The sequence below is a fragment of the Dyadobacter ginsengisoli DSM 21015 genome (assembly GCF_059568735.1).
Genome location: NZ_JCANTY010000008.1, coordinates 232,192 through 244,806, shown reverse-complemented (window position 1 = coordinate 244,806; position 12,615 = coordinate 232,192). Strand labels below are relative to the sequence as shown.

General features: G+C 49.8%; 10 protein-coding genes. 5 read left to right on the top strand and 5 right to left on the bottom strand.

Features of this window, described 5'->3' with window-relative positions; all coding sequences use genetic code 11:
- Window positions 1-16: 16 nt before the first annotated feature.
- The 3 genes from BP71_RS28635 to BP71_RS28625 are packed head-to-tail and all read right to left on the bottom strand — an operon-like array spanning window position 17 to window position 2,325.
- Complete coding sequence (locus tag BP71_RS28635) at window positions 17-1,699, bottom strand: PepSY-associated TM helix domain-containing protein (protein ID WP_496385017.1); 1,683 nt, start codon at window positions 1,697-1,699, stop codon at window positions 17-19.
- Window positions 1,689-1,988, bottom strand: coding sequence for a hypothetical protein (locus BP71_RS28630; protein WP_496385016.1), 300 nt, complete (start codon window positions 1,986-1,988; stop codon window positions 1,689-1,691). The genes BP71_RS28635 and BP71_RS28630 overlap by 11 nt, the downstream gene beginning before the upstream one ends.
- Window positions 1,989-1,992: 4 nt before the next feature.
- The gene (locus tag BP71_RS28625; protein WP_496385014.1) at window positions 1,993-2,325 is read right to left on the bottom strand and encodes a hypothetical protein; all 333 of its coding nucleotides are present in this window, start codon (window positions 2,323-2,325) and stop codon (window positions 1,993-1,995) included.
- Window positions 2,326-2,585: 260 nt separating this feature from the next.
- Between BP71_RS28625 and BP71_RS28620 the strand changes: the two genes are divergently transcribed.
- Window positions 2,586-2,804: a tautomerase family protein gene (locus BP71_RS28620; protein WP_496385013.1), complete on the top strand. Its 219-nt coding sequence runs from the start codon at window positions 2,586-2,588 to the stop codon at window positions 2,802-2,804.
- A 12-nt stretch (window positions 2,805-2,816) separates the two neighbouring features.
- Window positions 2,817-3,551 (top strand): SDR family NAD(P)-dependent oxidoreductase, encoded by a 735-nt coding sequence (locus BP71_RS28615; protein WP_496385012.1) that lies wholly within the window; start codon window positions 2,817-2,819, stop codon window positions 3,549-3,551.
- 104 nt (window positions 3,552-3,655) lie between these two features.
- Here BP71_RS28615 and BP71_RS28610 read toward each other — a convergent pair whose 3' ends face one another.
- Together BP71_RS28610 and BP71_RS28605 are read right to left on the bottom strand one after the other, a co-directional pair.
- Window positions 3,656-4,057 carry a DoxX family protein gene (locus BP71_RS28610; protein ID WP_496385011.1) on the bottom strand — a complete coding sequence of 134 codons (402 nt, stop codon included), beginning with the start codon at window positions 4,055-4,057 and terminating at the stop codon, window positions 3,656-3,658.
- Between the two features lie 94 nt (window positions 4,058-4,151).
- Entirely contained in the window at window positions 4,152-6,077 is a 1,926-nt protein-coding gene (locus BP71_RS28605; RefSeq protein WP_496385010.1) for a tetratricopeptide repeat protein, read from the bottom strand.
- A 373-nt stretch (window positions 6,078-6,450) separates the two neighbouring features.
- On the opposite strand from BP71_RS28605, the gene BP71_RS28600 reads away from it, so the two are divergent.
- The 3 genes from BP71_RS28600 (at window position 6,451) to BP71_RS28590 (ending at window position 12,605) form a co-directional block, all read left to right on the top strand.
- On the top strand, window positions 6,451-7,710 hold the full coding sequence (locus BP71_RS28600; protein ID WP_496385009.1) for an MFS transporter: 1,260 nt from the start codon (window positions 6,451-6,453) through the stop codon (window positions 7,708-7,710).
- 93 nt (window positions 7,711-7,803) lie between these two features.
- On the top strand, window positions 7,804-9,303 hold the full coding sequence (locus BP71_RS28595; RefSeq protein ID WP_496385008.1) for an L-fucose/L-arabinose isomerase family protein: 1,500 nt from the start codon (window positions 7,804-7,806) through the stop codon (window positions 9,301-9,303).
- A gap of 110 nt (window positions 9,304-9,413) precedes the next feature.
- Window positions 9,414-12,605: a SusC/RagA family TonB-linked outer membrane protein gene (locus BP71_RS28590; protein WP_496385007.1), complete on the top strand. Its 3,192-nt coding sequence runs from the start codon at window positions 9,414-9,416 to the stop codon at window positions 12,603-12,605.
- Window positions 12,606-12,615 lie beyond the last annotated feature (10 nt).

Below are 12,615 nucleotides of genomic sequence, written 5' to 3'. Positions count from 1 at the left end.
TCGCAATAGGTTTCATTTATAACTCTTTCAGCTCACGCGCACGTTTATAAATTGTTTTGTCATCCCGCCCCAGAATATGGAAAGGTTTGGCCTGCAAGCCTACTTTCAAATAGGCAAAGGCCGAACAGCCGGACAATACCAGAAACAAGGCATCGATAAAGAAGATATCGTACGCCCCTTGCAGCCAGGTATTCCACATCCAGAGGCCTTTCGAAAAGCCATTGGCGAGGGGTACGCCCAGGCATAGCACAGCGGAAAGTAGTAATGTCTGGCGATTCATGACGGTGAGGTCGCGTAGGACCATCAGGTACACGCCCAGTATCAGCCAGCTGTAAAAGTATACGTTGTAGATCACCGACTGGTCGACGTGGTGAAGCGCTTTCAGCATGATGAACGTAAATGCAGTTACCGGAAGCATGCTCAGGCAAGCCGCCAGGAACAGGTTGCTCGCCCAGAAGTTGAATTTACGCTTACGGACTTCCGTACTGACTTTGTCGCGGGCCACGAGCCAGATCATAATGCCCGACAGGATCACCGCACAGCCCATCAGCCCCAGTACGAAGAAGACCATCCGAAGCGGTTTACCGCCAAAGTCGCCGAAATGCAGGTGGTACACCAGGCTTTTCACCGTATCGATATAGTTTCCGTCTTCGGAAGGGGACTTTTGTTCCAAAACCTTCCCGTTCGCCACATCCAAATTTACATAACCCGATCCTGCAAAATTCTCACGCGGGTCAGGCTTCGATTCCAGGCCGATCTGCATGCTTTCGTCCATATAATTACGGATGTAGATCCTCGAAATCACGCTGCCTTTCCATTCATTTTGCCACTTCCCAACTAATGCGTCCATATCGAACGCGACCTTCATCGGCTTATAAGTGTAATCGACCTTCACGGTCTTGTTGTATTGCAGACTCTCGTACATTTTCTCGGAATCACCGTCATAGAGCAGGCTGGCAAAAGGCGCAAGCAACACCGAATTGACGATCAGCACCACGCCGGTCACCGCGAAAACCAGCTGAAACGGAAAGCCGATCACACCCAGCACGGTGTGCATATCGGTCCATACCGTCTTCCATTTGCTCATAGGCCGGAACAGGAAGAAATTGGATTTGATCTTATCCCAGTGCAGCAGCAGGCCGGTGATCAATGCAAACAAAAAAAGAAACGCCACAATACCCGCCAGTAAATAGCCGAAAGGCGTACCGATGTTGAAGGGGATCTGGTTGAGCTGGGCCAGGAAATGCAGCCGGTACAGAAACTCGGCCATATCATAGCTATTGGCATAATCGCCTGCCTTCTTATCCGAAAAACTATAAAGGAAATAAGCCGAATCGTCGTCACCCCTCCTCCCTCTTCCCCTCCTCCTTTCCTGCTTTTCAGGTTTGGGTTTCGGCTTGCTGATGGTCGTATCCTGGGAGGCAGTCATGTTCACGTAAGTTCCCTGCCCCTGGCGCAATATGTAAAAGTCGAAATTTCGCCCGCGCAGGTCATAGTGTTTGGACAGCGAGTCCAGCAAGTGATTGTACGGAGGGGCGGGTTTTCGCGCTACCAACGATTTCCCCTTCTGCCAGGCCGCGATATCGTCTTTAAAAAAAGAAAAAGACCCTGCAAAGAAGATGACGTACAGCAATGCGGCAATGATGATCCCGCTGATCGTATGTGTGTGAAAATAAATGTTATACTTCCTAAGATCCATGGCTGATATTGAATTTCAGTAAATAAGGCAAGGCAAACACGAGTGTGAGGAGCATGTACAGCGCCCATACGCGCCACACATTCCGCGCGATGAACGCGTACAGCAACAGGAAAGCCCACAACAAATAACCCGTAATAAAGGCAGTGACGATGACTTCTTCCTTTGGCAAAAAAGCCGTTAGAAAAAGATGCAGGCTCATCATGACGGCATAGCCGCCGACGGTCCCGGCCAGGATCTTGCTCAGCCTTAACCAGGGAGATTTAGTTAAATACTTCTTGTTGGCAGGCATAGGGTCAGCGGATCAAAAGTTCGAGGGTAAATGCACACAAGTAAAGTATCCCAACTGCTTTCAAACCGAAGTAACGGAACGGAAAAAACAGGACCGACACGGATCCGGCCATCATCAGGATCACCACGGCGGCAAACAATCCGCTGCCTACTCCCATCACGCCTACGCACATCGCGGTCGCCAGCAAGAACAAGGTTCCGGCCAGATACCGGCCATATTGAGGATGGGTTGCCGCTAAGGCCATCACCCGGTTCTTGTCGGTCCAGGTGATTCGTTTGGAAGTATTCATCCAGCAGATGAACCCGCAAAGGAACAGGAGGCAAATTGTACTGAACATATGGCTCATAAGGTTGTGCCTCCCGTTGGTGACACATTATTTATAATTGGTATAATTAAGTTTATTGCAAATCTAACAGGAAATCTCATTCCAGATCCTGTTTTGGCGCAGAAAGAATTCGCGTCATCCCCATTTCCTTTCCAAATGTGATCTATATCACATGTTTATGCTGCACAATCCGAATGTGACCTGCGTCACACAACCCTCCCGGATTTACCCTCCAACTTTGTGTTGTCAAACCAAAAACAAAGCCCATTACCATGCCTTACATCAAAATAGAGGTAACCCGGGAAGGCGTTACCCGCGAACAAAAACAGCGGCTCATCAAGGGCGTTACCGACGTCGTTACAGAAGTACTTAACAAAGACCCGCACCTCACCCATGTCGTAATCCAGGAAGTAGACCTCGACAACTGGGGATACGCAGGCGAGCAAACATCAGTACTGAGGGAAAAAGGCATCACTGCCGATAAAAAATAAACATTGTAGAACATGAAAAAGCAAACAATCATAGTAACCGGAGCGTCATCCGGCATTGGCAAGGAAGTCGCCCGTTATTTTCTGGAACGGGGCGATAATGTGGTGATCAATTCGACCACCGAAGGCAAATTGGAAGAGGCATTTCAGGAACTGGGCGGCGGACCAAACCTCGCACGGGTAGCGGGTGATATCGCAGACAAGACCACGGGTGAGCTACTTGTGAAGACGGCCGTGGAGCGTTTTGGATCGGCCGATGTGCTGATCAACAATGCGGGTATCTATGAAACAAAACCTTTCCTGGATGTCGATGAGGCATACCTCGACCGTTTCCTGAATACCAATCTGAAAGGAACCTATTTCACGACCCAGGCCGCGATCACACAAATGCTCAAACAGCAAGGTGGCTCGGTGATCAATATCGGCACCCCGCTCGTAACTCACGCATTGGGTGGTGCACAGGCCACCGCACCCATCGCCAGCAAAGGAGCGATCCATGCGCTCACGGTGCAGCTGGCGGCTGAGTTTGGCAAACAGAATATCCGCGTCAACACCATTTCCGCAGGCATTATCCGGACGCCCATGCACGGCGACAACGCCGACGCCGCAGCAGGTCTGCACCTGGTCAACCGCATCGGCGAAGTGGAAGAAGTAGCTCAGATGGTATACTCCGTTGCCAAAAACAGTTACATCTCCGGCGCGATCATCGCCGTCGACGGCGGAATGGGAGCTGGTCATCACCTCGGCTGATCGTTTCAGAGGTACAAAAGCCAATAAAGCAGGGCCAATAACGACCTTGCTTTATTGGCTTTAACAGGATTACCTGCAATGACAGCCGTCCGGCAGCCAGTGCTCTATGCAGTTACCGTCCCACTGGTCGTGTACGACACATTATAAAGCTTCCGGAACATTGTATAAGTGACGGACACCATCACAAATGCAACGATGGCATCGATGGTGGCAGCCGGTCCTAACACACTCCACTTGGAGCCGAACGCAAAAATAATGTCAAAAAATACCCCTGCAAACACCCATTCCTTTAACCGGAGCAATTTATCGGGCGTAAGCAAAACGGCTACTCCCGAAACCTTCGCAATGCCGAGCAGGTAAATGAAATGCGCAGGATAACCCAGTTGCTGCGTGATCTCCCACACGACCGGGTTCCGGGTGAGTTCAAAAAATCCGCTGGCCCCAAACCAAAGTGAAGTCAATGCCGTACCGATCCAATAAATAGTAGTTGCTGTTTTCCGTGTCATGATCTGATTCATTTGAAGTGATTAATGACACGAAATTGCTGCATGGTCGCCAAACGGAGGAGCTAATACAGGCCGGATTAGGCAAAGTAACATTTCAACTTGCCGGTAAAGGAGTTGAAGTCGACAGATCTGCGTTGGTTGCCGAAGACTGCTCAATGTCCAAAATTGCCTTCATCTCATTGATTTGACTCTGCAATTTAAGCTCGTTATAGATGTCAAGAGCTTCCCGGTAAGGAAGCTTCCACGATTGGTCATCTTTGTCTTTCAAAATTAATTTGGACAGGTCTCCACGAAGCCTTTTGGCCTCGGCCTCTCCGAAGCGGTTATTACCTTCAATATCGATTCTCAGGCTTTTTTGAATAAAGGTTTCCGCCGTTGCAAATTCATTCCTGATCATTGCTAACTTGGCAAAATGCTTGAATTGAATGGCTTGGCTTCGCAAGTCATTGAGAGCTATGCTAATTTTAAGTGCCTGATTAAGAAATAGTTCAGATTTATCCAATTCTCGTTTCTCCAGATATATAAGTCCTAAATTTCCCAATTGGATTGCCCGACCTTTTTCGTTCAGCGTTTCATCCTCAAGTTCCAGAGCCTTCTCATGCATCAAAATCGCGTCGTCATATTTTTTCATTCTTCTATACACGACACCCAGATTACTATATTCTCTACCCTGAGCACGAAGATCACTTCCCTTCATATAAAAAGCCAGTGCATCCTTATGGTATCTTTGCGCCTCAGAATATTCATTTTTTAGCCTTTTGATCACACCAAGATTACCTTTTGTGACGGCAATAGCTTCAAAATTGACATTAGAAGTAGAGGTCAATTGATCAAGTGCTTTCAAATGATATTCTTCAGACCTATTAAAATCACCCTTGTCCTTATAAGCCAACCCTAAATAACTCAGGCATTCCCCTATGCCGATTCGATGATTGATATCCTTAAATTGTCCCAATGCACTGTCGAGATGCTTGATGGCTTGATCCGGATCATTGTTCTTACTCAATGCGAAACCCATATCCATATTTGTCCTTGCAAGCCCCTCCAAATCGCCCAAATCATCATACAAATCATAAGCCTTTTGAAATTCCACCAAAGCCTTCCCAATCTTTCCCTGAAACTCATAAACCCTCCCCAACTGGCGTATCGCATAAGCCAAGCACTTTTTGTCTTGTGCATTCTCAGCCAGTTCGATACTCTTGGATAATACTTCTTCTGCGTGGTGCAACTTATATCTTTTTCTTAGAAATTTACCATATTCAACAGCATGATTGGGATTGTTGCTTGACCTGTAGACCTGGCTGTATATAAAGTCCGCTTCGAGGATTTTCCCCGAACTATACAAATCGTGGGCGTGAGAGACTGCGAGATCTAGATTATCAATCACTATGTTCCGCTGAATCCAATTATAATCCTCGGATTTAAAGTTTGTAGTGATGGAAGAATCTATCTTTTGCTTATTCTTAGGTTCGCTAAGGGCGTTTTGTTCGTGTTCACGAACCCATCTGGCCAAATGGCTCGATATGGTCCGCGAAAACTTTGATTCATTATCAAAAGTTGTATACAAGATATCTTTTTTCTCTTCCCTTTCTTTTCTGAATGCTAAAACCTGGGACAACTGCGGGCCTGGATCGGAAAGTTGAGAAGGGGAAATATCCTTAAAAAGAAGTACAATTTGCTTCATGGGCATATTAGAATCATTCAATGATTTCAATGCCATATGAAATTCTTCTTCAGTCCCTGATGTATACCCACTGTTGCTACCCGGGTTCGAACCCCATCGATCATGTAATAGCAATAAGAAGTAATCACATTTCTCCACTTCAAGATTAATGATGCCTTGAGGTCTTCCAACACCTCCCAAGGTATCCTCCCAACCAACGGCACGAAAATGCACGCCTCTTTCAAATCCTTCGAGATTATTATGGTTATCCAGGCAATCCCTAAATAACAGTCTTTCCTTTTGCAACCCGCCCGGCGAGGCTATGAATATTTTATACGATTTTAGATCTATTGGCATGAGATAGGAAGGTTGGGTAAGTAGTCAACGTTTAAAATAATAATAAATCCTTATGAAAGAAACACTTATCATTATCAATGTCATATAAATAAACTTCAATAGAAATTCTACTCAAACCTATCAAACACAAAACTTATACTCTTTACATCGATATTTTACCCCGGTTTTCTATTGGATGCTTTTATGGTATGCTTCCAGGTAAGTTTCAGCTTTCCCTTCTTCCTCATCGGAATCACCGGGCAGTCGCAAACCCACAGACTCCGACAGCTACCTGGGCAAGTCAACAAACGCATTAAAAAAAAACACAAACACTTGCATTTGGTATTTTGCCAGTTTATTTTTGACAAAAATTAAGTTAGTGCGTTAAGTTAACATGAGAAAAAACTACATCCGTTGGTTTGTCGTATTGCTGGTGTTCGTTGCCACAGGACTCAGCTTCCTGGATCGGCAGGTGCTATCTATTGCAGTCCTCCGGATCCAGAAGGAGTTCGGGTTCAGCGATGTGGAATACGGGTGGGTGAACACCAGTTTCTTGCTGAGCTACGCATTGATGTTCACCGTCGGAGGTTTGCTGATCGACAGGATCGGTGCTAAAAAGGGGCTGGGCATCGCCGTGGGAGTATGGTCGCTCGCCAATGCGCTCCACGGTGTGATGACCAGCTTTCCACAGCTCCTGACCTTCCGCTTTTTTCTGGGAATGGGCGAAGGGGCCTGTTTTCCGGGTGCAGCCAAAACGGTGTACGATTGGTTTGATAAAAAAGAAAGGGCATTGGCGAACGGCATTGCGATCGGCGGATCAGCAATCGGAGCGGTGATCGCACCTCCGCTTACCATCTGGATTTCAGATACCTATGGCTGGCGAGCCGGTTTTGTGATTCCCGGGCTCATCGGCATTGTGTGGGTGGCTGTGTGGCTGATGATGCCGTGGCCGAAAATCGCAGGCACCAGCGATACCACGACCTCCCAGCCTCCTGCCCTCCCGTTTTCTGCCATCCTTCGCTACCGCGAAACATGGATTTTCGTGCTGATGCGTTTTTTGCTGGACCCCGTGATGTACTTTATGATGTTCTGGATCCCTAAATATCTCAGCGAGGTGCGCCATGTCCCGTTCGCACAAATTGGCAACCTTTTCTGGATCCCGTTCCTCGCATTAGGTATTTCGAATATCCTCGGAGGATTTTTCTCCGACAAACTCATTCAACGCGGGATCACTACCGGTCGATCCCGAAAAATTGTCATGGGCTGTGCAGCAGCGCTCACACTCGCCGTTCCGCTCACAGAGTACACCTCGTCCGTACCCGCAGCGGTAGGTCTCATGGCCTTGTACATGTTTGCCCATGGCTGCTGGATTACCAATTACATTACGGCTATATCCGACGTATTCGGCACACGGGCTACCTCCACAGTCGTAGGACTTTCCGGCACGGCAGGGGCGTTATCCAGCCTGATCCTGAACCCGATGATCGGGAAAATAATCGGCGAATATACCTACAAACCGCTGTGGATTGCCTCCGGATTGCTTTATCCGCTGGCATTCCTGGCCTTCACAGCCCTGCTGCCCAAACTCAGACCGCTCTTCGAACCATCGGCCGAGATGCCAGCCCCGGCTGGTTTGGCCGACATCGATTATTAATTTCTTTATCAATGAATAGCAAGAAGAAATTACGTCCAAAACAACTTAGTGCGTTAAGAGTTAAACTTTAAAAATAAATCATTTACCAAACTCATGGGAAACACAATACCAAGTGAAAATCACCTGATCAGAGAAGCCATTATCCAAAAGCGGCACCCGACACGGCCCAGAATCGGCGTTTTCGGGGTTGGTTATTTCAAATATTGGGACCAATTCGAGGGCTTGCTGGACGACATGCTGCGAAAACAGTCGGTTTTTATCGCAAAGATCCGGCAAACTTCGCATGTGGAGCTGGTCGACTTTGGCCTGATCGACAACGTACAGAAGGCCTATGAACTGGTTCCCAGGCTCCATGCGGCTAACCTGGACCTGGTATTCTGCGACATGCTCACCTATGCGACCTCCAATACGTTCGGGACCATTATCCGCAACCTGAATGTTCCGATCGTGCTCGTGGCCCTGCAACCCGATCAGGCTATGGACTACACAAGAGCCTCTACCTACATGCAACTTTACAATGACGATATCTGCTCCCTGCCCGAGTTTGCAGGCGTCGCGTCGCGTATGGGCAAAAAAGTGCCGGACATGATCATCGGTACATTACACGATGACCCGCAGGCCGACGCCGAGATCGAGGAATACTGCCGTATTGCGGCGGTCCTCCACGACGTCCGCACTTCGCGCATCGGTCATATCGGCCATCCCATTGAAGCCATGCTCGATATGCATTCCGATTCGACGATGTTTACAGCGCATTTTGGAGCCCATATCGTTCAATGCGAGGCACATGAGATTGTCACACACTACCAGCAGGCGGAACCAACCGACATCGAAAGCATGAAGGAGCGCATTCTCGATTTTTTCGATACGCCCGACCCGGTATCCGACCCGATCTCCGAAAAACTGCGCGACAGCGACCTCGAAACTGCCGCCAGGGTGACCGTAGCGCTGGAAAAATTCGTGGAAGCAAAACAGCTTGACGGACTTGCCTACTACTACGAGGGCCCCGACAATAGTGAAACACGCACCGTAATGTCCAACCTCATTGTCGGCAACTCGCTGCTCACCGGTGCGGGGTTCCCGATGTGTGGGGAATCGGACCTGAAAACCTGCTTCGCGATGCTCATTATGGAACGTTTAGGCATCGGCGGCAGCTTTGCCGAATTCCACCCGGTCGACTTCAAGGAAGGTTTTGTACTTGTTGGGCACGACGGCCCGCATAATGTGGCCATTGCCGAAGGGAAACCCGTGTTGCGAAGTCTCACCAAATACCATGGCAAACCGGGTTTTGGTGCCGGTGTGGAATTCAAAATTAAGGAGGGACCCATTACCATGCTCAGTATCAACTCGACTTACGACGGGAAATTCAAATTCGTGATCGCCGAGGGACAGTCCGTCGAAGGGCCTATCCCCCCCACCGGAAACACCAATACGCGCGGATTTTTCAAACCTGATGTCCGCACCTTTCTCCAGCGCTGGATGAAAGAAGGACCTACGCACCACTTTGCATTAGGTGTTGGTCACCATGCCAATGCCATTGCCAAAATCGCCAGTTACCTCAATCTGGAAGCCGTCATCATCCGCGAGGACTGAGGGCTTCCGGACACCGATCCGCCATGCACGCAGCCTTATCCGGCTTATTACAAGCATTTTTTGTCTTTTTCAAACCCTTTTTCGAGTTCAATCCTAAAAAATTGAAGACTATGAACTGTATTCCGTTCCCCGGACGCTGGCTGTGGATCCGCGGCCTCCTGTGCTGCCTCTTCCTCGGCACCGTCCCCGTTTTCGCCCAACCCGACGGCAGGGTTACCATCACCGGAAAGATCCTCGGTGACACCGACAAAGCGCCGCTGATCGGCGCAACGATTACCGAAAAAGGCACTAACAACGGAACCGTCGCCGATGTCGACGGGAATTTTAAACTGTCCGTCATGTCCGGCGCCAGTATTGTGGTCAGTTTCATAGGTTATGTTTCGCAGGAGATTAAAACCGGCAACCGAACGGTCGTTGACATCACGCTCGCGGCAGACCAACAACAGTTACAGGACGTCGTGGTGGTGGGTTATGGCACCCAACGTAAAAAGGACCTCACCGGCTCGATCGCCAAAATCTCCGGCGAGCAGTTCATTCAACCTTCCACCGGTAGCTTCGATCAGATGCTTCAGGGCAAAGCACCGGGTGTGCAGGTGAGCCAGACTACCGGAGCCCCCGGCGGCAACGTCAACATCCTTATCCGGGGCGTTAGCTCCATTACCGGCGGAAATCAGCCGCTTTACGTGATCGATGGCTTCGCGATCGGTTCGGGTGGCGGTGGTTCGGATATGCGCAGCTATGGTGCCAACAGCTTTTCTTCTGCGGGAATGGCGGGCAACACGGTCAATCGCGTAAACCCGCTGGCCTCTATCAACCCATCGGATATCGAATCCATCGAAATATTGAAAGACGCTTCTGCTACGGCAATTTACGGTTCAAGGGGCGCTAATGGCGTGGTGATCATCACCACCAAACGCGGCAGCTACGGCAAATCGCAGATCAGTATCGACGCTTCGTATGGCTTTCAGGAAGTAGCCCATAAGCTGGAAATGCTCAATGCTCGGCAGTATGCCGAATACGTCGCCGACGGCCGTGACAATGCGTGGGTATATGCAGGTGGCAAGGCTACCGACCCCAACGACGTACGGTCGGTAGCGACCCGTGTGCGTCCGGAGTTCCGTAACCCCGCGAGCCTTACGACCGATACCGACTGGCAGGATGTGCTGTTCAGGACCGCGCCGGTGCGTAATCTCCAACTGTCTGCCAATGGAGGCAACGAGAAAGCCAGGTACTTCATTTCCGGCGGGTACTTCTCCCAGGAAGGCATTATTATCAATTCAGATTACAACCGGTTTAACCTGCGGGTGAACGTCGATGCACAGCTCACCAAATGGCTCAAAATCGGGACTTCCACTTTTGGCTCCTATGGCTATGGGCAATTTGCCAACACCGAGTCGCATTACGGACAAGGCGGATTGCTCGCCAATGTCCTGGCCGCCTCCCCTACCATTCCCGTCTATAACGACCAGGGCGGGTACTACTTCAACCAGGCGGATGTGACCGACGGGCTGGGCTTCCTGCAAAACGTGCTCGCGGTCTCCAACGGGCAGGACGACCGCCGAAAAGTAATGGATCTGGTCACCAACAACTTCCTTGAATTTAACCTCTCCAATGACCTGACCTTCAAGACATCCATCGGGGTCAACTACGGCTCCAACAACATCCGGCTCTGGCGCTCCTCGGCAGTACCTAACTTTACGACGCTCAACTATCCCGCCACAGCAGGTACTTCGCGGACTGAGTCACTTAACTGGCTGAATGAAAACACGCTGAATTACAATAAAGTAATCAACAACAAACACTTCATCGGTGCGTTGGCCGGTTTTACTGCACAAAAAAACAGCGTCGACCGGGTGACTGCGGGCGCCTCCGACTTCCCAACCGAATATGTGCCCTATATCACAGCCGGTATCGTCAATGCTGGTACGCAATCGATCAGTGAATGGGCGCTGCTTTCGATGATGGCCCGCGTCAATTACTCTTTCGCAGGCAAATACATGGTGACCGCCACCGTCAGAAGGGACGGCAGCTCACGATTCGGCTCCAACCACAAATGGGGTGCATTCCCGTCCGTTTCGGTAGGTTACAACTTGTCGGAAGAAGATTTCATGAAGGATGCGCGGTTTATCAACAATCTGAAAATCAGGGCAAGCTATGGCATTTCAGGAAACAACCAGATCGGTGACTATACCCACATCGGGCTGCTTTCAGCTACCAGGTATATCAAAAATAAAACTCTGAATCCCGGACTGATCCCTGCAACATTATCGAATGACGACCTGACCTGGGAAAAATCCAGACAAGTCAATGTCGGCCTCGACCTTGGGCTCTTCCAGGACCGCATTTCGCTGACCGCCGATTTCTACCGCGACCATAAAACAGACCTGCTGCTGGCCGTGCAGTTACCTGCCGCATCGGGCTTCAGCAGTTCGACGCAAAACATCGGCGACATCGAAAACAAGGGCTTCGAGCTCGGCCTGCAGACCGTCAACATCCGCCATAAAAAATTTGAATGGACATCCAGCGCGACATTCAGCCACAATGAGAACAAGGTGTTAAAACTCGCTACTGAAGGCGGCAGGATCGCCAATTCATCTTACCAGATCACACAGGTAGGCTCTTCTATTTCCAGTTTTTACCTGATCAACAAGCTGGGCGTTTTCATGAACAGCGCTGAACTGGACGGTGCAGCATTGCAGCACCCTAAAACCCAGGCCGGTGACCTGAAATTCGAAGATGTGAACGGCGACGGCGTGATCAACCAGAGCGACCGTAAAATCGTGGGTTCTCCGTGGCCTGACTTTACCTGGGGGCTCGACAATAACTTCTCCCTGGGTAACCTCAGCCTGAACATCGGGCTCGTAGGCACGCACGGCGCATACACCTACCTCGACGCGGGATCGTCGCTCCTTGGCTCGAATGGAGTGCAGAATAACCTGATCTGGACGGACCGAAGATGGCGCTCCGAGCAGGATCCCGGCGATGGTAAAATGCCGCGCTCGATCCGCAGCAACCACGCACTGGGTTTCGGGGTGTCGTCGCATTACCTGTTTGATAACTCGTTTACCCGTATCCGGAATGTGAAACTTTCCTATAACCTGCCCAAAGCACTGGTTAGCCGGATGAAGATGAGCGCTCTCAATGTGTACGCCAATGTTTCCAACCTGCATACATTCACTAACTACCCGGGTTACGATCCCGAGTCGAGTATCGCCGGGGATAATGTCGTGAGCGGTGGTATCGATTATCTCAACTATCCACTGCCCCGGACCTATACGCTTGGTGTCAAAGTTACTTTCTAAGCCAAAACTC